Here is a 26,451-nt window from a genome sequence, read left to right on the forward strand (position 1 = left end):
AGATTTCCCATGGCCCGCCCGCGTCCTTCCGAGTTCAACAAGGTCAAGACCGTCGCCGAGAACCGGCGCGCGCGTTTCGATTACTTCATAGAGGATGTCTATGAAGCCGGTATCGTGCTGCGCGGGACCGAGGTGAAATCGCTGCGCTTCGGCGACGGGTCGATCACGGAGAGCTATGCCGAGGTGAAGGGCGAGGAGATCTGGCTGGTCAACAGCAATATCCCAGAGTTCAGCCACGGCAATCGCTTCAACCATGAGCCCAAGCGCCCGCGCAAGCTGCTGCTCAAGCAGCGCGAAATCTCCAAGATGCATGGCGCCGTGTCGCGCGACGGCATGACACTGGTGCCGCTCAGCGTCTATTTCAACGAGCGCGGCAAGGCGAAGGTCGAACTGGCGCTGGCGAAGGGCAAGAATGTTCGGGACAAGCGGGATACGATGAAGGAACGCGACTGGAAGCGCGAGCAAGGTCGCATCATGAGAGAGCGCGGCTGATGCCGAAGAAGCATATCGTCCGGGCCTTCCGCGATGCCATGCCGACGCGCGAGAGCCTGGAGCAGAACCGCGTCATCCGGCCCGTCGCGCATCGCGTGCTGGCGCCCGAGCTCTGGCGCTTCACGCGCCGCTCGGTCCCGCGCGGCGTCGCGCTCGGCTTGCTGGTCGGCATCTTCCTGCTGATTCCCGGGCTGCAGATCGCGGGCGCTGCCCTGCTGGCCCTGCCGTTCCGTGCCAATGTGCCGATCGCGGCGGCGATGACCTTCCTGTCCAACCCGGCGACCACGCCCTTCCTCCTCGCGGCGTCCTATTTCATCGGCACGCGCATGCTCGGCGGCACCGGTGACATGACCCAGCTCATGGCGATGATCGAGCGTCATGCCAGCATCGCGGAATGGGCGCGCTGGCTCTCGTCCGAGGCCGCGCCCGCGCTGCTGTTCGGCTTGACCGTGGTGTCGGTCGTCAGCGCGGCGGTCGGCTATCTGATGGCGTCCTGGATGTGGCGTGGCCGTCTGGCGCGCAAATGGCGGCACCGGGCGCACTTGCGCGAGCATGCGCGCGCCAGCCTGCCGCTCAAGGAACAGATATCGTGAAGGCGATCGGGCCGGGCTCGCATCGCGGCGATCTGCTCAGCCTGATTGCCGAGAAGCCGAGGTTAAGCCCACTGCCGGTCATTCTGGTCGCGGGGCTGGTCAGTGCCGGCCTGCTCCTCTGGCTGCTGAAGGATGCGGTTCTGGCCGGGGGCTTCCTGGCTGCTGTCATCGGTGGCGGCGCACTCATCTGGTATGCGCGCCGGCTCTTCCCCAAAGTCGAGAGTGACCAGTCCATCGTCGCCGACTGGACGATCACACGCGCGGCGGCGGAAGCAGCGGGCCTCGCCATCGCCGTCACCGATCGCACCGGCCGCCTCGTCTGCGCCAGCGATCAATATGGCGAGTGGTTCCCCGGCTATCCGGTCCCGCCCGAGATCAAGGTATCGACCCGCGATCAGGAGCAGCTCGTCAACGCCGGCCGCGCCGCCTGGCGCGATGGCGAGGCGGAAGTGCTCGGCCTCCTGCGCGGCAGCCTCCAGCTCGATGTGCAGGTCGTGCGCACCGGCCGCGTCGATGATTATCTCCTCTGGCGCTTCGCCAGTGTCCGTCAGACCAGCGTCATGGACGATTATCTGCGCGTGATCGAAGGCGAGGCAGGGAAGCAGATCAGCGAAGCCGGTATCATGTGCGTGATGATCGGCGGGGAAGGGCGCATCCGCGCCGCCAATCTTGCCTTCTCGCTCCGCGCAACCGGTCGTGCTGATGCGAACATCATCGGGCGCGATTTCGCGGGCTATATGCGCGTCGATCCCAAGGGCCGCATCTTCTTCGCGCAGGAGGAGAGCCAGGCGACGCCGGTCCGCATGATCCAGATACCCGTGCGGCCGGACGATCCGCAGGGGCTGCTCGTGCTCATCATGGTCGACGACACCGTCGCCTCGGTCGATGGGATTTCCAGCCTTGCCTATGTCGAGACGCTGCTGTCGCTGTTGCCCTTCGGCCTCGGCATGGCCGATCGGGACGGGCGGCTTCTGTTCTTCAACAATGCCTTCGGCCGGGCCGCAGGGTTGGGGCCGACGGACAAGCCGAGCTATCCGGGCGATCTCGTCATCAGCGAGGATCAGGCGGCCGTGGCAGAGTCGATCCGGCGCTATGCCATCGGGCCGCAAATGTCCGGCGACATCGCCGTGCGCCTGCGCGCAACGCCGGATGAGCCGATCTCGCTCAGCCTTGCCGGTGTCCGCGGCCTTGGCGAAGCGGCTGTGCTGCTCAGCCTCAAGGACAATAGTGAGGAAACGCGCCTCAAGCGCCAGGTCGCGCAGCAGACCAAGATGCAGGCGGTCGGGCAGCTCGCCGGTGGCGTCGCGCACGATTTCAACAACATCCTGACCGCGATCATCGGCCATTGCGATCTCATGCTGATGCGTCATACGCCGGGCGACAGCGATTATGACGACATTCAGCAGGTAAAGGCCAACTCGAACCGCGCCGCCGCCCTGACGCGCCAGCTGCTCGCCTTCTCGCGCCAGCAGACCCTGCGTCCGCAAGTGCTCCAGCTTCCCGACGTTGTCTCGGAAATCTCGACGCTGTTGAAGCGCCTGCTTGGCGAGAACATCAAGCTCGAGACCTATCACGGCCGCAATCTCGGCACGGTCCGCGCCGATCCCGGCCAGCTCGAGCAGGTCATCGTCAATCTCGTCGTCAACGCGCGCGATGCCATGGCCGAGGGCGGCACGGTGACGATCCGCACCTTCTCGGTCTCCGCCGCCGACGTGCGCGACATGAAGAACGAGATCATGCCGATCGGCGACTATACCGCGCTCAGCGTCGCCGATACCGGCACCGGCATCGCGCCCGAGTTGCTCGGCAAGATCTTCGAGCCCTTCTACACGACCAAGGGCGTCGGCCGTGGCACGGGTCTCGGCCTCTCGACCGTCTATGGCATCGTCAAGCAATCGGGCGGCTTCATCTTCCCGGATTCGGAAGTCGGTCGGGGCACGACCTTCAGCATCTATCTGCCGGTCCACGCTGCTGCCGCCGAAGCCGCCGCCGGTACGACTGTCGCACGCCGTAAGCCCGCCGCCGAGACCTGGGGCACCGGCACCATCCTTCTCGTCGAGGACGAGGACATGGTCCGCACCGTCGCCGAGCGCGCGCTCACGCGCCAGGGCTATACCGTCATCACTGCCAGCGACGGCGAGCAGGGCCTCGCGCGCCTCAACCAGGCCGAGAAGATCGATCTGCTGATCTCGGATGTCGTCATGCCCGGCATGGATGGCCCGACGATGGTCCGCGCCGTCCGCGCCGCCGATCCGGATATGCCGGTGCTGTTCATGTCCGGCTATGCCGAGGAGCAGCTGCGCAAGTCGATCGACATCGATAATGTCGCCTTCCTGCCCAAGCCCTTCTCGGTGAATCAGCTGGCCGAGGCCGCCCGCGATGTCCTCGCCGCCGCCCGCGAGCGCGGCGTCGTGACCGGCGAGAAGAACGAGTCGCTGATCACGGACTGAGCCTTCGTGAGGCGGTCCACAAGAAAAATATGTTCTCCTCTTGTTCCATGAGAACAAATAGGATACGCAGCTCCCATTGGCGATCCTGCCACGGCGTGTTTGACATCCATGGGGAGCAGCATCATGACGGCAAGCCTCAAGCTTATCGACGGCGAAAAGAATTCGGGGACCATGGAACGGCAGAAAGCACTTGAAGCGGCGTTGGCACAGATCGATCGCGCCTTCGGCAAGGGATCGGCCATGCGGCTGGGCTCGAAGGAAGCCATGCAGGTCGAGGCGATCTCGACCGGCTCGCTGGGCCTCGACATCGCGCTCGGCGTCGGCGGCCTGCCGCGCGGCCGCGTGATCGAAGTCTATGGTCCGGAAAGCTCGGGCAAGACGACGCTGGCGCTGCATGTCATCGCCGAGGCACAGAAGACCGGCGGCACCGCGGCCTTCATCGATGCCGAGCATGCGCTCGATCCGGTCTATGCCAGGAAGCTTGGCGTCAATATCGACGAGCTGATCGTCTCGCAGCCCGATACGGGCGAGCAGGCGCTGGAGATCACCGATACGCTGGTGCGCTCCAATGCCATCGATGTGCTGGTGGTGGATTCGGTCGCCGCGCTGGTGCCGCGCGCCGAGATCGAGGGCGAGATGGGCGACAGCCATGTCGGCCTGCAGGCGCGTCTCATGTCGCAGTCGCTGCGCAAGCTGACCGGCTCGATCAGCCGCTCGCGCTGCATGGTGATCTTCATCAACCAGCTGCGCATGAAGATCGGCGTCATGTACGGCAATCCCGAGACGACAACCGGCGGCAACGCGCTCAAATTCTACGCTTCGGTTCGTCTCGACATCCGTCGCACGGGCCAGATCAAGGATCGTGACGACATCGTCGGCAACGCGACCCGCGTGAAGGTGGTCAAGAACAAGGTGGCCCCGCCGTTCAAGCAGGTCGAGTTCGACATCATGTATGGCGAAGGCATTTCCAAGATCGGCGAAATTCTCGATCTCGGCGTCAAGGCCGGTATCATCGAGAAGTCGGGCGCCTGGTTCTCCTACGATTCCGTGCGCATCGGTCAGGGCCGTGAGAACGCCAAGACGTTCCTCAAGGAAAATCCGGAGATGATGGCCAAGCTCGAGCGCACGATCCGCGCGAAGACCGAGGAAGTCGCCGAGGGCATGATGACCGGTCCGGATGCGGACGATAGCGGCGAAGACTGAGACCATGACATCGGTTCCGGCAACGCTCGCTTATGTCGAGCTGCCCGTGGCGGACAGCGAGGCGAGCGCCGAATTCTTCAGCGCCGCCTTCGGATGGGAGCTGACCCGCTTCGGGCCGACCTATGCCGGAACCATGGGGCAGGGGACCGATCTCGGTCTCCAGGGGGACGCGGCCGAGGCTCCGGCTGCGCCCTTGCCCGGCCTTCAGGTTGAGGATCTGGAAGCGGCCCTTGCCGCGGTCGAAGCGGCCGGCGGCATTGTCATCCGCCCGATCTTCGCCTTCCCCGGCGGCCGCCGCTTCCATTTCCGGGAGCCGGGCGGCAACGAGCTGACTGTTTTCGCCTCGGACGAGGGCTGAGGTCTCTTTCGCACCTGTCCGGACCGCTTGCCGGTTTCAGGCGAACGATCGCAGTTTCTTCACGTTCTCCGTTCGCCCTGAGCTTGTCGAAGGACTGTTTTTCCTTCCGCGCTGTCGCGAAAGAGGAAGGACGAACCCCTTCGACTGCCCGCCAAGGCAGGCGCTCAGGACAGGTTTTGACAAGCTCAGGGCGAACGAAATCTGATGGTCGAGCTGCAGCAAATACGCTCTGTCCTACACGCCCGGTGCTTGGCATCGTTCGCCCGGTGGAGCGCGACCAAAGCCACCGACTCGGCCGAAACCGATTTTATTTTTGCCCCGACCCCCGAACTTTCCGAACCTTCGCAAGATTGTTACGCACCACATGGATGCCGCCATGTCACAACCGAGACACAAACCGCGCCGCCAGGCCGACGCCATCCACGCCCGAGCATGGGCCGTTTCGGCGCGTCGCTTCCGAATAAGCAGGCCGGTTTTGCAGCACTCGCGGCTTGTCGCGGCGCCCGCCATCCCCTAACTGCAACCCCATGACATCGACCAACGATATCCGCCGCGCTTTCCTCGATTATTTCGGGGCCAATGGACATGAAGTCGTGGCCTCGGCGCCGCTCGTGCCGAACAACGATCCGACGCTCATGTTCGTGAATGCGGGCATGGTGCCGTTCAAGAACGTGTTCACCGGCCTCGAGAGTCGCCCCTACAGGACCGCGGCCTCGTCGCAGAAGTGCGTGCGCGCCGGCGGCAAGCATAATGATCTCGACAATGTCGGCTATACCGCCCGGCACCACACCTTTTTCGAGATGCTCGGCAACTTCTCCTTCGGCGATTATTTCAAGGAGCAGGCGATCCTGCATGCCTGGACGCTGCTGACGAAGGAATGGGGCCTTGATCCCGATCGGCTGACCGTCACCGTCTATCATACCGATGACGAGGCGTTCGGGCTGTGGCGCAAGATCGCCGGCCTGCCGGAGGAGCGCATCATCCGCATCGCCACGTCGGACAATTTCTGGTCGATGGGCGATACCGGCCCCTGCGGCCCCTGTTCCGAGATCTTCTACGATCATGGCGACCATATTTATGGCGGCCCTCCCGGCAGCCCGGAGGAGGATGGTGACCGCTTCGTCGAGATCTGGAATCTTGTCTTCATGCAATATGAGCAGCAGGCCGATGGCACGCGGCTTGATCTTCCGCGGCCCAGCATCGACACCGGCATGGGTATCGAGCGTGTCGCGGCCGTACTGCAGGGCGTGCATGACAATTACGATACCGACACGTTCAAGGCGCTGATCGCCCAGTCGGTCGCGCTGACCAAGAAGACGGCCGAAGGCGAGGCCCGCGCCAGCCACCGCGTCATCGCGGATCATCTGCGCTCCTCGGGCTTCCTCATAGCCGACGGCGTGCTGCCCTCCAATGAAGGCCGTGGCTATGTGCTGCGCCGGATCATGCGCCGCGCCATGCGCCATGCTCATCTCCTTGGCGCGCCCGAGCCGCTCATGCATCGCCTCGTCGGCGGCCTCGTTACCGAGATGGGCGCTGCCTATCCAGAGCTTGTGCGTGCCCGCCCGCTGATCGAGGAAACGCTGCTGCGCGAGGAAACCCGTTTCCGCCAGACGCTCGAAAAGGGTCTGCGCCTGCTCGACGAGGCGGTGGTCGGCCTGCCCGAGGGCGGCACGCTGCCCGGCGAGACCGCCTTCCGCCTCTACGATACTTACGGCTTCCCCTACGATCTGACCGAGGATGCCCTGCGTGCCCAGGGGCTCGGCGTCGATCGCGGCGGCTTCGATACCGCCATGGCCGCGCAGAAGGCCGCTGCTCGCGCCGCCTGGAAGGGCTCGGGCCAGAAGGCGTCCGAGGATGTCTGGTTCGACATTGCCGAGGCCGAGGGTGCAACGGAATTCACCGGCTATATCGGCGAGACCGGCGAAGGCCAGGTCGTCGCTCTGGTCAAGGACGGCGCGCGCGTCGATCGTGCCGAAGCAGGCGAGACCGTCGCCATTCTCACCAACCAGACGCCTTTCTACGGTGAAAGCGGCGGCCAGACGGGCGACGCCGGCACGATCCGCGCCGACGGCCTTGTCGCGCGCGTCGATGACACGTCGAAGCCGCTCGGCCGTCTGCATGCGCATCATGCCGTCATCGAGAGCGGCGCCATTGCCGTTGGCGACATGGTCCATCTCCAGGTCGATGCGGCCCGCCGCACCCGCATCCGCGCCAATCACAGCGCCACGCACCTGATGCATGCCGCCCTGCGCAAGGCGCTCGGCCCGCATGTCACGCAGAAGGGCAGCCTCGTCGCCGAGGATCGCCTCCGCTTCGACTTCTCGCATCCCGAAGCGCTGACGCCCGCGCAGATCGCGACGGTCGAGGCCGATGTGAATGCCCAGATCCGCGGCAATCAGGAAGTCATGACGCGCCTCATGACGCCCGATGACGCGATCGAGGCCGGCGCCATGGCGCTGTTCGGCGAGAAATATGGCGAGGAAGTGCGCGTGCTCTCCATGGGCCATGGCGACGAGGGCACCTATTCGGTCGAACTGTGCGGCGGCACGCATGTCCATGCCCTGGGTGACATCGCCCTGTTCAAGATCATCGGCGAGAGCGCCGTGGCGAGCGGCGTGCGCCGCATCGAGGCCCTGACGGGCGAGGCCGCGCGCCAGTGGCTGACGCATCGCGACGAGCAACTCCGCGCCATTGCCTCGACCCTGCGCACCACGCCGGACGAGGCCGCGGCGCGCGTCGCCGTGCTTAGCGAACAGACCCGCAAGCTGGAGCGCGAGTTGGCCGAGGCGAAGAAGGCGCTCGCCATTGCCGGCGCATCGGGCGGTGGCGTGTCGGCCGCCGCAGCGCCGGAACTGGTCAATGGCTACAAGGTGCTGGCCCAGCAGCTCGACGGGCTCGATCCCAAGGGCCTGCGCGGCCTGATCGACGAGGCGAAGGGACGCCTCGCGAGCGGCATCGCCGTGATCGTCGCCACCAATGAGGGGCGCGCGACCATTGCCGTGGGCGTCACGGATGATCTCGTCGCCAAGCACAGCGCGGTCGATCTGGTGCGCACCGGCGTCGCGGCGCTGGGCGGGCAAGGTGGCGGCGGCCGTCCGGACATGGCGCAGGGCGGCGGGCCGGATGGCGCGGCGGCAGGCGCGGCGATCGACGCGGTCAAGGCGGTCATCGCGGCGGCCTGAGTGCGGACATGCTGACGGAATAGTGAGAGAGGACGCGAGCTATGTCGGGTAAGTCATTGATTGATTACCCGATTCATCTCGGTCGCGGTGGCCTCGCCATGAGCGAGCCGCGCATGGAGCAGGAGATGAGCTGGTATGCCGAATATGGCACTCGCCATGCTTATGACGGCGCCGACGGGCGCCTCATCAGCGAATATCTCTTCACCGAAAACTGGACCAGCTGGGAACGGCATCCGTCCGGCGCCGAGATCGTCTATTGCTTGTCCGGCAAGATGACCCTGCATCAGGAGAAAGCCGGCGGCCAGATCGAAACGATCGTGCTTGAACCGGGCCACTATGCCATCAACCCGCCCGGCGTCTGGCACACTGCCGACATTCAGGGCGAGGCGCGTGCGCTCTTCATCACCGCCGGTCTCGGCACCGAGCATCGCCCGCGCTGAGTGGGCGGGCGTGGTGCTTCAGGTCTGTCCTACAGCGCCCGGATGATGTCATGACGGTGCGGCCTGAGTCGGCGCATCGCTCTTTCTCATTTCCAGCAGCATTCGGGCAACGGCCGAAACATCGAACCGGAGCCGAATAAAATCGCTGATAGTGTGACCTTGGTGTGACTTTAGGCCGACGGATGAGGCATTGTCGGCCCTGCCATTCACCGATCCAAAGATCAGCCGATCTCGCCCGCCTCGTTCAGCCGCCGGCTGCGCAGCCGCGGCGCATGCTCCATTTTCGCGGCTGCCTTGATCGCATTCTGCAGGTCTTCGCGCTTCTGGTGGACCGATGCGATCACCGGCCCCATGGCGAGGCCGAGATCGACCAGCGCCGTCTCCGCCAGATGCAGCGAGCTTTCCAGCGTCTCGGGCACCGCGTCGCTCGCACCGGCGCTATAGAGCTCGGCGGCATGATCCGTGTCGCGCGCGCGCACGATGATCGGCAGGTCCGGCGCCCAGCCGCGCACGCGCTTGGTGATGCGCACGGCGAGCACGGGGTCGTCCATGGTGATGATGAGCGCGCGCGCATGGCCGAGGCGGAGGCGATCCAGCGTATCGGGCCGTGCCACGTCGCCGAACCGCACGACATAGCCGTCCCGGCTCGCATTGCTGACGATGTCGATGTCGCTCTCGACGCCGACATAGGGCAGATTATGGGTGCGCAGCAGGTCCGCGACCATGCGGCCCACGCGGCCGAAGCCCAGGATGACCGCGCCGCTCGTCTCGTCGCCTTTCACCTCGATGTCGAGATCGCTCGATCGCATCTCGATTCGCCGGGCGATGTCATGGCCGACACGCGCGAGGATCGGCGTCACCGTGAGGCCGATTGCGGTCGCCATCTGCCAGAATTGCGCCGTACTGGCGCTGATCAGATTGGCGGTAACGGCGGTTGCCAGCACGATAAGGGTCGTTTCGGACGGGCTCGCCATCAGCATGCTGGTTTCGAGCGCTACGCCGCGCCGCGCGCCCGCGAGCCGCAGCAGAAGGGCGGTCACGATCGTCTTGGCGACGATCACCGCAGTGATCGCGAAGAGCAAAGTGTCCCAGAGCCGCATCAATTCCATTGGATCGATCGCCATGCCGACGGTGATGAGGAACACACCGAGCGCAAGGCCCTTGAAGGGCTCGGTCATGACCTCGACTTCGCCATGATAGTCGGTCTCGGCGATGAGGAGACCGGCGACCAGCGCGCCCACGATCGGCGAAAGGCCTGCGGCGGCCGTCAGCAGGCTCGAGACCATGACGACGAGCAGGCTGGCCGCCAGGAAGACTTCCGAGCTCTTCGTTCGGGCCGCTTGGGCAAACAGGCGTGGCAGTAGATAGCGCCCGGCGACAAGCATGGCGGCGACCGTCAGGCCGCCCGTCACGATGACCGAAGCGAGATTGCGCCAGCCGTCGTCCGCGACATTGGGCGCCATGGCGCCGAGCGCGAACACGATCGGCACGAGCGCCAGATCCTCGAACAGGAGCATCGAGAAGGCGGCCTTGCCGACCGGCGACTGCGTACCGGCGATAGGCAGAACGAGCGCGGTGGAAGAGAGGGCGAGGGCGAGGCCGAGGCCGATCGATGCATAGAGACTGCTGCCGAACAGCAGGAAGCCGCCAGCGATGAGGGTCGCGCCGCCGATGAGCTCCGCTGCGCCAATGCCGAACACGAAGGCGCGCATCGACCAGAGGCGCTTGAACGAGAGTTCGAGGCCGATGGAGAAGAGCAGCAGCACGATGCCAAACTCGGCGAAGGACGAAACCGCCGTCGAGTTGGAGATGGTGACGTAGAAAAGCGCCGGAAACTGCCCGACGAAGCGGCCGAGCCCGAACGGGCCGACCAGCATGCCGACGAGGATGAACCCGATGACTGGGCTGATCCGCAGGCGCGCGAATGCGGGGATGACGAGGCCAGCCGCGCCCAGGATCACCAGCGCATCGCTGTAGCCCACGCTGCTGAAGGCCCCATGCCCGTCCATGTCAGCGCCCGTTCATGTCAGCCGGTCTCCCGGCACGCGGGGAGGCATCGACGCTCTGCCCGGCCCGCGCGGCGCGCGGACGTGGAGCAAGAGCGATGCGATCCTCCCAAGGCTGCTGATCCCTATTTCCAGTTGCTCATCTCGGTTTCGAGATTGGCGCGGATGCGCTCGAAGAACTGCTCGGTGGTCATCCAGGCCTGATCGGGGCCGACGAGCAGGGCGAGGTCCTTCGTCATGTCGCCTTCCTCGACCGTGCGGATGCACACGCGCTCCAGCGCCTCGGCAAAGCGAACCACGTCGGGCGTTTCATCGAACTTGCCACGGAACTTGAGGCCGCCGGTCCAGGCGAAGATGGACGCGATCGGGTTGGTCGAGGTCGCCTTGCCCTGCTGGTGCTGGCGATAGTGGCGCGTCACGGTGCCGTGCGCCGCCTCGGCCTCGATGGTCTTGCCGTCTGGCGACATCAGGACCGAGGTCATGAGGCCGAGCGAGCCGAAGCCCTGCGCGACGGTGTCGGACTGGACGTCGCCGTCATAGTTCTTGCACGCCCAGACGAACTTGCCGCTCCACTTTAGCGCGGCCGCGACCATGTCATCGATCAGGCGATGCTGATATTCGATGCCGGCAGCGGCAAACTGGTCCTTGAATTCCTTGTCGAAAATGTCCTGGAACAGATCCTTGAAACGGCCGTCATAGGCCTTGATGATCGTGTTCTTGGTCGAGAGGTAGAGCGGCCACTTGCGATCCAGCGCGAAGTTCATCGAGGCGCGAGCAAAGTCGATGATCGACTGGTCGAGATTGTACATCGACATGGCGACACCGGAGCCGGGGAACTTGAAGACCTCGCGGTCGATGACGGCGCCGTCATCGCCCTCGAAGACGAGGCGCAGCTTGCCGGGGCCGGGGACGAGGAAGTCGGTCGCGCGATACTGGTCGCCGAAGGCGTGACGGCCGATGACGATCGGGTCGGTCCAGCCCGGCACGAGCCGAGGAACGTTCTTGATGACGATCGGCTCGCGGAACACGACGCCGCCCAGAATATTGCGGATCGTGCCGTTGGGCGACTTCCACATCTGCTTGAGGTTGAATTCTTCGACGCGCTGTTCGTCGGGGGTGATGGTCGCGCACTTCACGCCCACGCCATATTTGGCGATGGCATTGGCGGAATCGATCGTGATCTGGTCGTCGGTGCGGTCGCGCTCTTCGACGCCGAGATCGTAATAGTGAAGTTCGATGTCGAGATACGGCTTGATCAGCCGCTCCCTGATCCATTCCCAGATGATGCGGGTCATCTCATCGCCGTCGATTTCGACGACAGGGTTCTTCACCTTGATCTTGCTCATGCGCGCCTGGTCTTTCCCTGTTTGGAGTCCGAGTGATCGGCCGCGAGGAGAAGCAGCCATCGGTCTGTCCATTTTGCCTCTAGGCAAGGATGCGCGCTTGATCAACCGGTAGCGGCAGAGAAGTGTCAGTCTGCCTGCTTCAATTGGAGTGCTTCGCGGGCTCGCGGCGGGTTTCGCGGGCCATCAGGGATTGTGCCGGTCGCTCGGTCTGCCTAGACTGATGCACATGACAACAGAAATTTCCGGGACGCAGCCGGTCGCCGCCACGAAGACCAACGTCAAGTGGAGCTTCCCGGCCGTTCACCCCGAAGGGCGCAAGTTCGGCGCCATCGCTGCCGGCATCACGGCGCTTGTGGCCTTGCTGGGCTGGACGACTCTTGCATGGCTGCTTGCCGGTGTGACGATCTGGGTCTTCGCGTTCTTCCGGGATCCTGTCCGCGCTGTGCCGCAGGACGAATATGCGGTCATCGCGCCCGCCGACGGGCTGGTGACGCTTATTCAGACCGTGTCGCCGCCGCCGGAAATGGCGGGGCCGGACAAGCTCGGCATGGAACCAATGGTCCGTGTCTCGATTTTCATGAGCGTGTTTGACGTTCATATCAATCGCACGCCCATCGGCGGCACAATCAAGGACGTCGTCTACATCAGTGGCAAGTTCATCAATGCCGATCTCGACAAGGCCAGCGAGGACAATGAACGCCAGCACATCCTCGTCGAGCGCGCCGATGGCGTGCGGATCGGCTTCACGCAGATTGCCGGCCTCGTGGCGCGCCGGATCGTGCCGTTCGTCAAACGCGGCGACATCGTCGCGGCGGGGCAGCGGATCGGTCTCATTCGCTTCGGCAGCCGGGTCGATGTCTATCTGCCCGCCGGCACCGCGCCGAAAGTGACGCTCGGCACGCATACCGTCGCCGGCGAGACGATTCTCGCATATCTCGGCGATGCGAAGGCGACGGCGGGCGTGCTCCAATGATGTCGCGGCGCGCCCTTCGGCGCCGGCCCGGTGCACGCTGATGCGTCGTCCACGCCCCATTGGCCTTCGCCGCATGAGCCGCGGCATCACCTTGCGGCAGGTTGCGCCCAACGCCGTGACGGCCATGGCGCTGTGCTTCGGCCTCACCGCGATCCGCTACGGCATTTCGGGCGATTGGGAACGCGCGGTCGCCGCGATCATCTTCGCGGGCGTGCTCGACGGCATCGATGGCCGGATCGCCCGCCTCCTGCATGCGGACAGCCGGTTCGGCGCCGAGCTGGATTCGCTGTCGGACGCCATTGCGTTCGGTGTCTCGCCGGCGCTGATCCTCTATCTCTGGTCGCTGGAGGCGATGCCGCGCTTCGGATGGATCGTCTGTCTGGTGCTCGCGCTGTCCTGCGCGCTGCGGCTTGCCCGCTTCAATGCGATGATTGACGTCGAGGAGCAGCCACGCAAGGCTGCGGGCTTTCTAACCGGCGTGCCCGCGCCGGCGGGGGCGGGGCTGGCGCTGCTCCCGCTCTATGCCTGGTTCATCACGTCGATGGATATATTCCGCGACTGGCGCCTCGTTGCCCCATGGATCGTGATCACCGCGCTGCTGATGATCTCGAATGTGCCGACCCTGGGCTGGAAGCGTATGCGCGTTCCGCCGGCCTGGCGGCTGTTCGCGATCCTTCTTGCCGGTGTTTTCGCCGCCAGCCTGATGGTCGCGCCCTGGCACGCCCTGCTGGCGTTGACCCTCGGCTATGTCGCGCTGATCCCGGTCGGCATGATCAGCTACGCCCGCGTCAAGCGGCGGCTTGCCGGGGCGTCAATGCCGTTACAGGCTGACGGTTGAAGGGTACGGGCTTGGCCGGTGTTGGTGAAGCGGCGAAGCCATCCATGCTGAGCGTGCGCAAAGCGGCGATCATCGCCCGGCGATACTGCGCGAAATTGTCGATCATGACGGCAAAGGCCGCCATCATGGCGATGGCGAAAAGGAGCGATCCGAGCAGATAGAACATGGTCTTCCTTTCATTCTGCGTGCCGAAAACGCTTCCGATTCGGCAGAGTTCCAGAATGTTCTTCATTTGTTCTTTTGTTCGCATATTGTCAAGCCTTGCGCATGCGGCTTTTTTCGCTTAAGGGCGCCCGCCTAACCCACATGGACCCCGCTACATACCGGTGCCGCTTCGCGGTCACTGGGGTCCAGAGGACTAACCGGAAAGGAATTTACTTATGGCGGCTCCTGTCGTCACCCTTCACCAATTGATCGAGGCCGGCGCGCACTTCGGCCACCAGACCCACCGCTGGAATCCCCGCATGAAGCCGTACATTTTCGGCGAGCGGAACGGCATCCACATCATCGATCTCTCGCAGTCCGTGCCGCTCTTCGCGCGCGCTCTCGAGTTCGTGAACGCCAGCGTCGCTGCCGGTGGCAAGGTGCTGTTCGTCGGCACGAAGCGTCAGGCGCAGGAGCCGATCGCGGACGCAGCCCGTCGTTCGGGCCAGCATTTCGTCAATCATCGCTGGCTGGGCGGCATGCTCACCAACTGGAAGACGATCTCGGGTTCGATCAAGCGTCTCAAGTCGCTTGAAGAGCGCCTCTCGGGCGACACGCACGGCCTCACCAAGAAGGAAGTGCTTCAGATGACGCGCGAGCGCGACAAGCTGGAGCTCTCGCTCGGCGGCATTCGCGACATGAACGGCATCCCCGATGTCATGTTCGTCATCGACGCCAACAAGGAAGAGCTGGCGATCAAGGAAGCCAACACGCTCGGTATTCCGGTCGTAGCGATCCTGGACTCGAACGTCGATCCGCAGGGCATTGCGTTCCCGGTTCCGGCCAATGACGACGCCAGCCGCGCCATCCGCCTTTATTGCGACGCGATCGCCCAGGCGGCGACCCGCGGCAATCAGGGCGCGGCCGCTGCTTCCGGCATCGATCTCGGCGCCATGTCCGAGCCGCCGGCCGAAGAGGCGCTGGCCGAAGACGCCCAGGCCTGAGTTTCATCCGTTCCTCGGGAACGGACCGTGGGCGGATCGATGACTCAATAGTGTCATCTGATCCGCCTAACGGACCCCCAATTTCAGTTTAGGGAGCCAAGCATATGGCAGAGATTACTGCAGCCGCCGTCAAGGATCTGCGCGAGCGCTCGGGCGCCGGCATGATGGATTGCAAGAAGGCGCTGGCCGAAACCAACGGCGACGTCGAAGCCGCCGTCGATTGGCTGCGCGCCAAGGGCCTCGCCGCCGCCGCCAAGAAGTCGAGCCGCACTGCGGCCGAGGGCCTCGTGGTCGTGGCTGTCGATGGCACGCGCGGCGTCGCCGTCGAGGTCAACAGCGAGACCGACTTCGTCGCCAAGAACGACCAGTTCCAGGGCTTCGTCCGCACGGCGGGCGAGGTTGCACTGGCGAGCGCCATCGGTGACGCCGAGACGCTGCTTGCCGCGCCGCACCCGGCAGGCGGCACGATCAACGATGCGCTGGTGACCAATGTCGCCACGATCGGCGAGAACCAGCAGCTGCGCCGCGTCAAGGCGGTGTCGGTGAGCCAGGGTCTGGTCGTCGACTATATGCACAATGCGGTTGCGCCGGGCCTCGGCAAGATCGGCGTGCTGGTCGCTCTGGAGAGCCCGGCCGGTGCCGATGTGCTTGCCCCGCTCGGCAAGCAGATCGCCATGCACATCGCTGCCGCTTTCCCGGTGGCGCTGAAGGCCGAGGACATCGACGGCGAGATTCTCGATCGCGAGCGCAAGGTCGCGGCTGAGAAGGCTGCCGAATCCGGCAAGCCCGCCGACATCGTCGCCAAGATGGTCGATGGTGCCGTCGCGAAGTTCGCCAAGGAAAACGCGCTTCTCTCGCAGCTCTTCGTGATCGACAACAAGACGCCGATCGCGGACGTCGTTGCCAAGGCGGCCAAGGACGCCGGCACGACCATCCAGCTTGTCGACTATGTCCGCTTCCAGCTCGGTGAAGGCATCGAGAAGGAAGAGAAGGACTTTGCAGCCGAGGTTGCAGCCGCCGCTGGCGTCTGATCGGCTTATCCACAGACGAATGCGCCGTGCATCGCTCGGCGCTTGGCATAGCGGCGCGGCCTAACTAAGGTCGCGCCGCTTCCATATCCCCGCACGGCATTTGAAGGGCCTCATGACGTCAGCTTCCCCCAAGCGCATCCTGCTCAAGCTGTCGGGCGAAGCCGCCATGGGCGACCAGAATTTCGGCATCGATCCGGGCACGGTGGCCCGCGTCGCAGGTGAAGTGAAGCAAGCCAAGGATGCCGGCTACGAGCTCTGCCTTGTCATTGGCGGTGGCAATATTTTCCGCGGCATGGCTGGCGCCGCCAAGGGCATGGACCGCGCCAATGCCGACTATATGGGCATGCTGGCGACTGTCATGAACGCGCTCGCCATGCAGGATGCGCTCGAGCATCTCGGCGTCGCCACGCGCGTCCAGTCCGCCATCCCGATGGCCAGCATCTGCGAGCCCTATATTCGCCGCCGCGCATTACGCCATCTGGAGAAGGGCCGGGTGGTGATCTTCGCCGCCGGCGTCGGCAGCCCCTATTTCACGACGGACAGCGGCGCTGCCCTCCGCGCGGCCGAGATGGACTGCGACGCGCTCTACAAGGGCACCTCGGTGGACGGCGTCTACAATGCTGACCCCAAGCTCGACTCCACAGCAAAGCGTTATGATCGAGTGAGTTATGACGAGGTTCTGAGCAGGAACCTCAAGGTGATGGATGCCAGCGCCCTCGCGCTCTGCCGCGATAATGCGGTGCCCATCATCGTCTTCAACATTCGCGAACAAGGCAATCTCGCCAAGGTGCTGCGCGGCGAGGGTGTGTCCACCCGCGTCGATGGCGGCGCCTGAAGAAGATCGGAGAGGCACGATGGCAAAATATGACAAGGCTGATCTGGAGCGCCGCATGGCCGGCGCCACCGAAGCGCTGAAGCACGATCTGTCCGGCCTGCGCACCGGCCGCGCGAACACGGCGCTGCTGGAGCCCGTCACGGTCGAGGTCTATGGCTCGCACATGCCGCTGACATCGGTCGCGACCATCTCCGCGCCGGAACCGCGCATGCTCTCCGTGCAGGTGTGGGACAAGAGCAATGTCGGCCCGGTCGATAAGGCGATCCGTTCCGCGGGCCTCGGTCTCAACCCGATCGTCGATGGACAGAATGTCCGCCTGCCCATTCCGGACCTGACCGAAGAGCGTCGTAAGGAACTGGCCAAGCTGGCCGGTCAATATGCCGAGAAGGCCCGGATCGCCGCCCGCAATGTCCGCCGCGACGGTATGGACAATCTCAAGACCGACGAGAAGAAGGGCGAGATCAGCGAGGACGAGCGCAAGCGCCACGAGACCGAGGTCCAGAAGCTGACGGACGCGACCATTGCCGATATCGATGCGGCGGCCCAGGCCAAGGAAAAGGAAATCCTTGGCAAATAAGCGGGCCTGCGGTCGCTTGGACAAAGGCGCACGGCGGCGATGATCCTTTCGCGCTCCAGATTGTCGCGCAAGACGGCCCCGGCGCCTGCCGCCGGTGACGGCCCGGCCGTCGTGCCGCGTCATGTCGCGATCATCATGGACGGCAATGGCCGCTGGGCCAAGGCGCGGCATCTCCCGCGTGTCGCCGGGCATCGCGCAGGGGCGGAAGCTGTGCGCCGGACCTTGCGCGCCTCGGCCAAGCTCGGCATCGAGTGCGTCACGCTCTATGCTTTCTCCTCAGAGAACTGGAAGCGGCCGGAGGAGGAGATTGCCGATCTCACCGGCCTGATGAAACAGTTCATCCGCTCCGAGCTGGACGAGATCCACGCTTCGAATATCCGGCTCAGGATTATCGGCGATCATCGCGCCTTCGAGCCGGAGGCCGCCGCCATGGTCGATGAGGCCGTGGCCAGGACGGCGGGCAATACCGGCTCGACCCTTGTCGTGGCGCTCAATTATGGATCGCAGGACGAGCTGGCGCGCGCCATGCGCAAGCTCGGCGAGCGCATACAGGCAGGCACGCTCGATCCGGAGGCAATCTCGCCGGATCTAATCGCGGCGGAGCTCGACACGGCCGACCTGCCGCCGCTCGATCTGCTCATCCGTACCTCGGGCGAAGTGCGCCTGTCGAATTTCCTGCTGTGGCAAGCCGCTTATGCAGAGCTGTTCTTCACCGACACGCTCTGGCCCGATTTCGACGAGGCATGTCTTGCGGCCGCTGTCGATGTCTATGCGAGGCGCGAGCGCCGCTACGGAGGCCGGTGATGGCGGAGACGCCGCGTTCCGATTTGCCGGTGCGCACCGCTTCCGCGATCATCATGATTGTGATCGTGGCCTTGGCGCTCTGGGCGGGCGGCGCCGTGTTCAGCCTGTTCGTCGCCGCCGGTTCGGTGCTGCTCGTCTGGGAATGGAAAGGGCTCGTCGATCGCTTTCCGGATGACCGCAGCACGCGCCTCACCTGGCTGGCTTTCGGTATCTGTTATGTGGCGCTGGCCGCGATCGCTATCGTCACGCTCAATGAGCGCGGCCTGTTCCTGCCACTGCTGGCGGCGGTCATCGCGACGGATATCGGCGCCTATTTCTCCGGGCGTACCTTCGGGGGCCCCAAGATCGCGCCGTCGATCAGCCCCTCGAAGACCTGGGCTGGCCTGTTCGGCGGCATGGTTGCCGCTGCGCTGACATCGGTGTTCGCGCTCCGGTTCATCCTGCATGACGAGAGTTACTTTCTCGCCTTATCAATAGCCTTCCTGGCCGGTGGCGCGCTTGTCGCCGTTGTGGCGCAAGCGGGCGATTTCTTCGAGAGCTGGGTCAAGCGCCGGGCGGTTGCAAAAGACAGCGGCAATCTCATTCCGGGCCATGGGGGCCTGTTCGACCGCGTTGATGGGCTGTTGCTCGCGGCGCTGGTGGCCGGCGGGCTATACTGGATCGGGAACCCAATGCTGTGACTGCGCGGACTGTCTCGATCTTTGGCGCAACCGGGTCCGTTGGCCAGTCCACACTGGACCTCATCGGGCGCGATCCCGACGCCTATGACGTTCTCGCCCTGACTGCGGGCTGCGACACGACCAAGCTGGCGGCTGCGGCGATCCAGCATCGCGCGCGCCTCGCTGTCGTGGCGGACGAGAGTCGCTACGGAGATCTCAAGGCCGCTTTGGCCGGTACCGGCATCGAAGCCGCCGCCGGCGCCGATGCGCTGGTCGAGGCGACGGATCTGGGTGCGGACTGGACCATGGCCGCTATTGTCGGTTGCGCGGGCCTCGCGCCCACGCTGGCAGCGATCCGGCACGGGCGGACGGTCGCTCTGGCCAACAAGGAAGCGCTCGTTTCCGCCGGGGCCATCATGATGGCGGCCGTTGCGCAGAGCGGCGCGTTGCTGCTGCCGGTCGACAGCGAGCATAATGCCATCTTCCAGTGCCTGCAGAGCGGCGGGATCGAGGCGGTGGAGCGGATCATCCTCACCGCAAGCGGTGGCCCGTTCCGGACCATGTCCTATGAGGCGATGCGTCTGGTCGTGCCCGAGCAGGCGCTCAAGCACCCGAACTGGACGATGGGTCGCAAGATCACGATCGATAGCGCGACGATGATGAACAAGGGTCTCGAGCTGATCGAAGCCTATCATCTTTTTCCGGTCGGTCTGGAGCGGCTTTCAATCCTCGTTCATCCGCAATCCGTCATCCACTCCATGGTGGAATATAAGGATCGCTCGACCATCGCTCAGCTTGGCTGCCCGGACATGCGCGTGCCGATCGCGAGCACGCTTGCCTGGCCCGCGCGTATGGAGACGCCGTGTCAGCCGCTCGATCTCGCGAAGATCGGCCGGCTCGATTTTGAGGCGCCGGACGAACGGCGTTTCCCGGCGCTCCGGCTCGCGCGCGAGGCGATCGAGGCGGGCGGAAGCGCCCCTGCCGCGCTCAACGCGGCCAATGAGGTCGCCGTGATGGCCTTTCTGGAAGGGCGGATCGGCTTTCTTGATATTGGCCGGATTGTCGAAGACGTGCTAGCGCGTGTCGAAATGTTGCCGGTGGCCGGCATCGAGGATGTCTGGGCCATAGACAAGGACGCGCGCAGGGTAGCGGAGCGTCTGGCTGCGGAGCTCATCAATTGACTGCAAATCCCGGTTTCCTGTTCACGGTCCTTGCCTTCCTGGTGGTTATCGGGCCACTCGTCTTCGTCCATGAGCTGGGCCATTATCTGGTCGGTCGCTGGTTCGGCGTGCATGCCGAGACCTTCTCGATCGGCTTCGGCAAGGAACTCGTGGCCTGGCATGACAAGCGCGGAACGCGCTGGCGCATCGCGGCGATGCCGCTCGGCGGTTATGTGAAGTTCGCGGGTGACATGAATGCCGCCAGCCAGACCGATCCGGCCTGGCTCGAACTGCCCCCGCATGAGCGCAATCGTACCTTTCCGGCCAAGCCGGTGTGGCAGCGCGCGCTGATCGTCGCTGCCGGGCCGGTTGTGAACCTGCTTTTCGCCGCAATCGTGCTGGCCGGTTTTGCCTTTGCTTATGGTGAGAACGTCACGCCCGCGCAGGTCAGCGCCATCGTGAAGGGTTCGGCAGCGGAAAAAGCGGGTCTCAAGACAGGGGACCGGATCGTCGGCTTTGCCGGTGTCGAGGTCGAGCTTTTCCCCGATCTCAAGAAGCTCGTCGTCTCGCATGTGCCCGGCGAAAAGGTCGACATCGAGGTTCAGCGCAACGGCACCAATCTTACGCTCCCCATCGTGGTCGGCGCACAGGTCGAGCGGGATCGGTTCGGCAACGAATATCGCTATGGCGCGCTGGGCGTGCAAAGCACCCAGTCCGTCCTGCGCCCGGTCGGTCTCCTGGAAGCGCCGCTGGTCGGCCTGCGCCGCACCGGAGAGCTGATCGGCATGATGGCGGATGGTCTCGTCGACATCATTCTCGGCAAGCGCTCGCTGCAGGAATTGGGCGGTCCGCTCAAAATGGCGCAATTCTCCGGCGAGCAGGCCGCGCTTGGCCCGGAAGCGCTGATTGCCTTCATCGCGCTCGTGTCGATTAACTTGGGGTTCATCAACCTGTTGCCAATTCCCATGCTCGACGGGGGTCATTTATTCTTCTACGGGATCGAAGCCATACAGCGCAGACCGGTCAGTCCCCGCCTTCAGGAAATTGCCTTTCGTTCCGGCCTCGCACTTTTGCTGGGTCTCATGATCTTCGTGACATTGAACGATCTGGCATCCTTCGGGCTTTGGCGCGGTCTCACCGGCTTGATTGGCTGAGTAGGTTGGGGCAGGGAGCAGCGCGTATGTCCGTGGGGTGGACGGGCGCTTTCAGGATTAGGCGAGGAAGCAAGGTTTGAGCGAAATACGACGGACTTCGACACAGGGCCGCCTCGCGCCTCTGCTTCTGTGCGGAACCATCCTTGCCGGTGTCGCGGCGCCTGCCGGCGCGCAGCAGGTGCCTGCGCCTGCGCCGACCCTGCCTGCCGCACCTGCTGCCGGTGCGCTGCCGGCTGCTGCGCCGGCGTCGTCCGCTAGCCAGTCGCGTGCGATCAAGTCGATCACCGTGGAGGGCGCGCAGCGCCTGGAGCCGGACACGGTTCTGTCCTACACGACGCGCCTGCGCGTGGGCACGAACTATACGCGCGCAACGCTCGACGACGCGCTGCGTGAGCTGTATGCGAGCGAACTGTTCTCGGACGTGCAGATCCGCGACAATCTCGGCGCGCTCACCATTCAGGTGGTCGAGAATCCGGTGATCAACCGCATCGTTCTCGAAGGCAATCGTCGTCTCAAGGACGACAAGATCCTGCCAGAGATCAAGATGGCCCCGCGCCAGATCTATACGCGCTCGAAGGTGCGTGCGGACGTCGCGCGCATCATCGAGCTGTATCGTCGGCAGGGTCGCTTCGCCGCCGTCGTCGATCCCAAGCTGGTCAAGCTCGATCAGAACCGCGTCGATATCGTCTACGAAATCTCGGAAGGGCCCAAGTCCAAGGTTCGCCAGATCAACATCATCGGCAACGATGTGTTCGGTGACGGGCGCCTGCGCGGCGAGATGGCGACCAAGCAGTCGCGCTGGTTCCGCTTGTTTTCGTCCGGCACGACCTACGATCCAGACCGGCTGGCTTATGACCAGCAGAAGCTGCGCCAGTTTTACCTGACGCAGGGCTATGCCGATTTCCGTGTCGTCTCCGCCGTGGCCGAGCTCACGTCCAACAAGCAGGACTTCATCATCACTTATGTGGTGGAAGAAGGCGATCGCTATCACTTCGGCGATGTCGCCGTGAAGAGCGACATCCGCGACCTGTCGTCGGACGGCCTGACTCGCGGCCTGCGCATGCAGAAGGGCGACTGGTACAACGCCAAGAACGTCGAGGACACGGTCGAGCAGCTCAATCAGACCGCCGGTCTGTTCGGCTATGCCTTTGCCGATGTGCAGCCCGAGTTCAACCGGGACAAAGAAGCACGCACCATGTCGATCACCTTCCGGATCGCGAACGCGCCGCGCGTTTACGTCGAGCGAATTGACGTCAATGGCAACACGATCACTCAGGACAAGGTCGTGCGGCGCGAGTTCCGACTGCACGAGGGCGATGCGTTCAACACCTTCCAGGTCAAGCGCTCGGAAGACCGCATCAACTCGCTCGGCTTCTTCCAGGAGAAGCTGGAAATCGAGCAGAAGCCCGGTTCCGCTCCCGATCGCATCGTCCTTGAGACCAATGTCGAAGAGAAAGCGACCGGCGAGCTTCAGCTTTCCGCGGGTTTCTCGTCGCTCGAGCGGTTCATCCTCTCGGCCTCCGTCACCCAGCGCAACTTCCGCGGCATGGGTCAGGAGCTGCGCACCTCGGTCAATTATTCGAGCTATTCCAAGTCCGTGAACGTGGGCTTCACCGAGCCCTATTTCCTTGACAAGAACATCGCGGTCGGCGCTGATATCTTCCGGCAGGACGTGAACTCGTTCAACTACATCTCCGGTAATGACCGCAACACGATCTACAGCCAGGTGCGTACCGGCTTCCAGCTGCGCGCCGGCATTCCGATCACCGAATATCTCTCGATGGCGCTGCGCTACGGCCTGTCGTTCGACAATGTGACGCTCGATCAGGGCACCTACTATTCCGATCGTCGCACCCCCGGCGTGTTCGAGTGCGAGCCGTTGATCGCCGGCCAGTATCTGTGCGATGCGATCGGCAAGCGCACCACATCGACGATCGGCTATTCGCTGCTCTACGATACGCGCGATAACCGCATCCGCCCGACGCGCGGCCACAGCGTCACCTTCAGCCAGGATTTCGCCGGTCTCGGCGGCAGCGTGCGCTATCTGCGCAGCCGTTTGTCGGCGGACAAGTATTTCCCCCTGGGCAGCGGCTTCATCTTCTCGATGCGTGGTGAGGCGGGGTACATCAAGTCGTTCGAGAGCGCTCCGAGTGCGAGCAGCGATCCGGTCCGTCTCGTCGATCGCTTCTTCCTCGGCGAGCCGCAGCTGCGCGGCTTCGATATCCGCGGTGTCGGCCCGCGCATCGTGCGCAAGGCTTATATCTACGACACGAACGGCAATCCCACCGGCCTCGACGAAAATCGCGAGAACTGGACCGACGATTCCCTCGGCGGCCGGGCCTACTATCTCGCGCATCTGGAAGTCGAGATTCCGCTTGGCTCGGGCGCGCGCGACCTTGGTTTGCGTCCGTCGATCTTCCTGGATGCGGGCGCCGTGTTCGGCGTGCGTCGCCCGACATATGCGAACGGTGGTCTTCTGGACCTCCCTCAACTCGTCACGCTGCCGCAGTATGACGCAAATGGCTTGCGCCAGTGCTGGGACAATCAAGATCCAGCAACGCTCAACTCGATCCCGAACGGCGCGAGCTGTCCGACGGGACAGGTTGTTTTGGGCACGCAAGTCGGCGGCTTCAAGGAGTTCTTCCTGGGCGACACGCCCAAGCCGCGCGTTTCCGTGGGTTTCGGCGTCAACTGGAACTCGCCCTTCGGTCCGTTCCGGATCGACGTCGCCAAGGCCCTCATCACGGCCGAGGGCGACGACACCAAGCTCGTCACGTTCAACATAGGGACTCAATTCTGATGCGTAATTCCATATTCTCCGCCCTCGCCATGGCGACGGTGTCGGCGGCGGCGCTGGGTGCCGCAGCTCCGGCCGCCGCGCAGGTCCGCCAGGCGATCGCCGTCGTCAACATCGAGCAGGCCATCAGCCAGTCGGCCGCCGCGCAGACCGCAGGCCAGCAGATGCAGGTGACCTACAAGGCCAACATCGATCAGCTCAATGCGCGCCAGACCGCGCTGCAGACCGAGATCAAGCAGAAGCAGGACGCGCTGCAGGCCGCCGCGCAGGCTGCGGGCCAGAACCCGACCCCCGCGCAGCGCACGCAGCTCCAGACGCAGTATGACGCGCTCCAGAAGCGTGCGCAGGAAGCGCAGGCCGAACTGGCGCAGATCGGCCAGCCAATCCAGCTCGCGCGCGAATATGCGCTCGAACAGATCAGCACCAAGGTCGATGATGCGCTGAAGAGCGTCATGACCAAGAACAAGATCGACCTGCTGGTGAAGGCCGCTGCGGCCGAAGCCTATCAGCCGGGCGCCGACGTCACCAATCTGCTGATCCAGGAGATCAATGCGCTGGTCCCGTCGGTCGGCATCGTGCCGCCGCAGGGCTGGCGTCCGGGTGGTCAGGGCCAGCAGCCCGCGGCCGCCGCGCCGGCTGCGCCCGCTGCCACGGCTCCGGCCGCGCCGCAGCCGCGTCCGCGCACCGAAGGGCGCTGAGGCAGGCATGACGGCTGAACAGGGGCAGCCGGCGGCCGCCGCGACGGGTGGATTGGACATTCGCCGCATCATGGCGGCCTTGCCGCACCGCTATCCGCTGCTGCTTGTGGATCGCGTGGTCTCGATGGTGCCCAACACCTCGATCCACGCGATCAAGGCCGTCTCCATGAACGAGGCATTTTTCCAGGGGCATTTCCCGGGCCGCCCCATCATGCCGGGCGTGCTGATCATCGAGGCGCTGGCGCAGACGGCGGCGGTGCTGGCGATCGAGTCCATGGACCTCGCCGGCAGTGGCAAGCTGGTCTATTTCATGGGCATCGAGGAAGCGAAGTTCCGCGCACCCGTCGAGCCCGGCTGCCTGCTTGATCTCAAGGTCGAGTTCACTCAGCTTCGCCGCAACATCTGCAAGTTCCGGGGTGAGGCGAGCATCGAGGGCAAACTCTGCGCCGAGGCGAACTGCATCGCCATGATCGCGGATCCGCCGGCGGGGTGACCCGAAAGTCTCCCCTCCTCTTCAGAGGAGGGGCAGGGGGGTGGTGGCGATGCGCAGCATCGCTCGCGCAGCGATTGCCCGCATCGTTGAAGCACCACCCCAACCCCTCCTCTGAAGAGGAGGGGCTTTTACGAGCCAACCCTTGCATTCCCGCGCTTCCCACGCTAGGGCCGCGCTTCCTATCAGCCCCAGACCGGTCGGAAACCGGTCGCCCATGGAGCAAGACATGAAAAAAGACACGCACCCCGACTATCACTTCATCACCGTCCAGCTGACCGATGGCTCGAGCTTCCAGACGCGCTCGACCTGGGGCAAGGAAGGCGACACGCTGGCGCTCGACATCGACCCGACGTCGCACCCCGCCTGGACCGGCGGTACGCGCCAGCTGGACACCGGCGGCCGCGTTGCCCAGTTCAACAAGCGCTTCGGCGGCCTCACCCTCAAGAAGGGCTGAGCGCGGCGCCGCGCGACGCGGCGGCCCGATATCCAGGCCGGCAACGGCACAGAAAAAGGGCCCCGGTTTCCGGGGCCCTTCTCTTTTGCCTTTTCGGCGTGCGATCAGGCGAAGCTGACGGCAACCTTGCGGCGACGCATCGACGCGCCGACCAAGGCCAGACCGCCGATCATCATGGCCCAGGTGGTGGGCTCGGGAACCGCGCCGCCCGGACGGTCGGAACCGAAGGTGATGTTGTCATAGCCGGTCTGATTGGCCGTGCCGCCGAAGTCGATCGACATGGCGGTGCCCGCGAAAGCAACGCCGATCGCGGTCCAGTTGCAGAAGGTACCGTTCGGATCGCCCGTGCAGCCGCGCGTGTGCTGCGCGTCGAGGTCGATCGTGCCGAGCACATTGCCGGTCGCGTCGAGGCCGTCATAGACGGTCACGGTCGCAGCGGTCGATGAGGTATAGAAGAACGAGAAGCCGGTGTCGAAGCCGGCCGGGACGTTGAGAACGGCGTTGTTCGCATTCAGGAAGAACATGATCGTGTTCGGCGAAGGTTCATTGGCGAAATTGCCGCCGCCGCCGGAATCGGCATCGACGAGCGCCAGCGTGTCATCCGAAAAGATATAGTCAGGCGCGTAGAAATTGCCGACGGCCGTGTTGTCGGCAATCCCCTCGAACGTGAGGACGGTGACGGCGCTGGCCGGTGCGCTGACGGCAATCGCTGCGCCCGCCAAGGCGGTCAGATAGATGGATTTCATGATAACCTCTCCCA

The 26,451-nt window shown here is 64.5% G+C and carries 25 protein-coding genes; 21 read left to right on the plus strand and 4 right to left on the minus strand.

The window, feature by feature from the left end; genetic code table 11:
- The first annotated feature begins 9 nt into the window (after positions 1 to 9).
- The 7 genes from smpB to KM135_RS08800 all read left to right on the plus strand — a co-directional run bounded on the left by smpB (position 10) and on the right by KM135_RS08800 (position 8,718).
- Complete coding sequence (gene smpB, locus KM135_RS08770; RefSeq protein ID WP_221713631.1) at positions 10 to 492, plus strand: SsrA-binding protein SmpB; 483 nt, start codon at positions 10 to 12, stop codon at positions 490 to 492.
- Positions 492 to 1,085 (plus strand): DUF2062 domain-containing protein, encoded by a 594-nt coding sequence (locus KM135_RS08775; protein WP_221713632.1) that lies wholly within the window; start codon positions 492 to 494, stop codon positions 1,083 to 1,085. Before smpB ends, KM135_RS08775 begins: the two co-directional genes overlap by 1 nt.
- Positions 1,086 to 1,129: 44 nt before the next feature.
- Positions 1,130 to 3,535: a response regulator gene (locus KM135_RS08780; RefSeq protein WP_343228171.1), complete on the plus strand. Its 2,406-nt coding sequence runs from the start codon at positions 1,130 to 1,132 to the stop codon at positions 3,533 to 3,535.
- Positions 3,536 to 3,658: 123 nt separating this feature from the next.
- A complete protein-coding gene (recA, locus tag KM135_RS08785) occupies positions 3,659 to 4,738 on the plus strand; it encodes a recombinase RecA (protein WP_221713634.1) in 1,080 nt (359 codons plus the stop codon).
- A gap of 4 nt (positions 4,739 to 4,742) precedes the next feature.
- Complete coding sequence (locus KM135_RS08790) at positions 4,743 to 5,096, plus strand: VOC family protein (protein ID WP_221713635.1); 354 nt, start codon at positions 4,743 to 4,745, stop codon at positions 5,094 to 5,096.
- A gap of 527 nt (positions 5,097 to 5,623) precedes the next feature.
- Positions 5,624 to 8,278, plus strand: a complete 2,655-nt coding sequence (gene alaS / locus KM135_RS08795) for an alanine--tRNA ligase (protein ID WP_221713636.1) — start codon at positions 5,624 to 5,626, stop codon at positions 8,276 to 8,278.
- Positions 8,279 to 8,376: 98 nt separating this feature from the next.
- Positions 8,377 to 8,718 (plus strand): cupin domain-containing protein, encoded by a 342-nt coding sequence (locus KM135_RS08800; RefSeq protein ID WP_246605860.1) that lies wholly within the window; start codon positions 8,377 to 8,379, stop codon positions 8,716 to 8,718.
- A 221-nt stretch (positions 8,719 to 8,939) separates the two neighbouring features.
- On the opposite strand, the gene KM135_RS08805 is transcribed toward KM135_RS08800, so the two are convergent.
- Together KM135_RS08805 and KM135_RS08810 are read right to left on the minus strand one after the other, a co-directional pair.
- Complete coding sequence (locus KM135_RS08805; RefSeq protein WP_221713638.1) at positions 8,940 to 10,727, minus strand: cation:proton antiporter domain-containing protein; 1,788 nt, start codon at positions 10,725 to 10,727, stop codon at positions 8,940 to 8,942.
- 122 nt (positions 10,728 to 10,849) lie between these two features.
- Positions 10,850 to 12,070 (minus strand): NADP-dependent isocitrate dehydrogenase, encoded by a 1,221-nt coding sequence (locus tag KM135_RS08810; protein WP_221713639.1) that lies wholly within the window; start codon positions 12,068 to 12,070, stop codon positions 10,850 to 10,852.
- A 226-nt stretch (positions 12,071 to 12,296) separates the two neighbouring features.
- Here KM135_RS08810 and KM135_RS08815 point away from each other — a divergent pair, with 226 nt between their 5' ends.
- Both KM135_RS08815 and KM135_RS08820 read left to right on the plus strand, forming a co-directional pair.
- Complete coding sequence (locus tag KM135_RS08815) at positions 12,297 to 13,043, plus strand: phosphatidylserine decarboxylase (protein ID WP_221713640.1); 747 nt, start codon at positions 12,297 to 12,299, stop codon at positions 13,041 to 13,043.
- A gap of 73 nt (positions 13,044 to 13,116) precedes the next feature.
- On the plus strand, positions 13,117 to 13,881 hold the full coding sequence (locus KM135_RS08820; RefSeq protein WP_425517020.1) for a CDP-alcohol phosphatidyltransferase family protein: 765 nt from the start codon (positions 13,117 to 13,119) through the stop codon (positions 13,879 to 13,881).
- On the opposite strand, the gene KM135_RS08825 is transcribed toward KM135_RS08820, so the two are convergent.
- The gene (locus KM135_RS08825) at positions 13,832 to 14,113 is read right to left on the minus strand and encodes a hypothetical protein (RefSeq protein WP_221713642.1); all 282 of its coding nucleotides are present in this window, start codon (positions 14,111 to 14,113) and stop codon (positions 13,832 to 13,834) included. The genes KM135_RS08820 and KM135_RS08825 overlap by 50 nt on opposite strands.
- A gap of 148 nt (positions 14,114 to 14,261) precedes the next feature.
- Between KM135_RS08825 and rpsB the strand changes: the two genes are divergently transcribed.
- The 12 genes from rpsB to rpmE all read left to right on the plus strand — a co-directional run bounded on the left by rpsB (position 14,262) and on the right by rpmE (position 25,691).
- Positions 14,262 to 15,029, plus strand: a complete 768-nt coding sequence (gene rpsB, locus KM135_RS08830; protein WP_221713643.1) for a 30S ribosomal protein S2 — start codon at positions 14,262 to 14,264, stop codon at positions 15,027 to 15,029.
- A 104-nt stretch (positions 15,030 to 15,133) separates the two neighbouring features.
- Positions 15,134 to 16,060, plus strand: coding sequence for a translation elongation factor Ts (gene tsf, locus KM135_RS08835; RefSeq protein WP_221713644.1), 927 nt, complete (start codon positions 15,134 to 15,136; stop codon positions 16,058 to 16,060).
- Between the two features lie 112 nt (positions 16,061 to 16,172).
- Positions 16,173 to 16,895, plus strand: a complete 723-nt coding sequence (gene pyrH / locus KM135_RS08840) for a UMP kinase (RefSeq protein ID WP_221713645.1) — start codon at positions 16,173 to 16,175, stop codon at positions 16,893 to 16,895.
- A 19-nt stretch (positions 16,896 to 16,914) separates the two neighbouring features.
- Positions 16,915 to 17,472: a ribosome recycling factor gene (gene frr, locus KM135_RS08845; RefSeq protein WP_221713646.1), complete on the plus strand. Its 558-nt coding sequence runs from the start codon at positions 16,915 to 16,917 to the stop codon at positions 17,470 to 17,472.
- Between the two features lie 39 nt (positions 17,473 to 17,511).
- Positions 17,512 to 18,276, plus strand: coding sequence for an isoprenyl transferase (locus tag KM135_RS08850; protein WP_221713647.1), 765 nt, complete (start codon positions 17,512 to 17,514; stop codon positions 18,274 to 18,276).
- Complete coding sequence (locus tag KM135_RS08855) at positions 18,276 to 18,956, plus strand: phosphatidate cytidylyltransferase (protein WP_221713648.1); 681 nt, start codon at positions 18,276 to 18,278, stop codon at positions 18,954 to 18,956. Before KM135_RS08850 ends, KM135_RS08855 begins: the two co-directional genes overlap by 1 nt.
- On the plus strand, positions 18,953 to 20,116 hold the full coding sequence (locus KM135_RS08860) for a 1-deoxy-D-xylulose-5-phosphate reductoisomerase (protein ID WP_221713649.1): 1,164 nt from the start codon (positions 18,953 to 18,955) through the stop codon (positions 20,114 to 20,116). The genes KM135_RS08855 and KM135_RS08860 overlap by 4 nt, the downstream gene beginning before the upstream one ends.
- Positions 20,113 to 21,249: an RIP metalloprotease RseP gene (gene rseP / locus KM135_RS08865; RefSeq protein WP_221713650.1), complete on the plus strand. Its 1,137-nt coding sequence runs from the start codon at positions 20,113 to 20,115 to the stop codon at positions 21,247 to 21,249. The genes KM135_RS08860 and rseP overlap by 4 nt, the downstream gene beginning before the upstream one ends.
- Positions 21,250 to 21,325: 76 nt before the next feature.
- Positions 21,326 to 24,049: an outer membrane protein assembly factor BamA gene (gene bamA / locus KM135_RS08870; protein ID WP_246605861.1), complete on the plus strand. Its 2,724-nt coding sequence runs from the start codon at positions 21,326 to 21,328 to the stop codon at positions 24,047 to 24,049.
- A complete protein-coding gene (locus KM135_RS08875) occupies positions 24,049 to 24,744 on the plus strand; it encodes an OmpH/Skp family outer membrane protein (protein WP_221713651.1) in 696 nt (231 codons plus the stop codon). The genes bamA and KM135_RS08875 overlap by 1 nt, the downstream gene beginning before the upstream one ends.
- A 7-nt stretch (positions 24,745 to 24,751) precedes the next feature.
- Entirely contained in the window at positions 24,752 to 25,237 is a 486-nt protein-coding gene (gene fabZ / locus KM135_RS08880; protein WP_221713652.1) for a 3-hydroxyacyl-ACP dehydratase FabZ, read from the plus strand.
- 226 nt (positions 25,238 to 25,463) lie between these two features.
- Positions 25,464 to 25,691, plus strand: coding sequence for a 50S ribosomal protein L31 (rpmE, locus tag KM135_RS08885; protein ID WP_221713653.1), 228 nt, complete (start codon positions 25,464 to 25,466; stop codon positions 25,689 to 25,691).
- A 104-nt stretch (positions 25,692 to 25,795) separates the two neighbouring features.
- On the opposite strand, the gene KM135_RS08890 is transcribed toward rpmE, so the two are convergent.
- A complete protein-coding gene (locus tag KM135_RS08890) occupies positions 25,796 to 26,437 on the minus strand; it encodes a PEPxxWA-CTERM sorting domain-containing protein (protein ID WP_221713654.1) in 642 nt (213 codons plus the stop codon).
- Positions 26,438 to 26,451 lie beyond the last annotated feature (14 nt).

It is taken from the genome of Sphingobium xanthum (assembly GCF_019737615.1).
Taxonomy (GTDB): Bacteria; Pseudomonadota; Alphaproteobacteria; order Sphingomonadales; family Sphingomonadaceae; genus Sphingobium; species Sphingobium xanthum.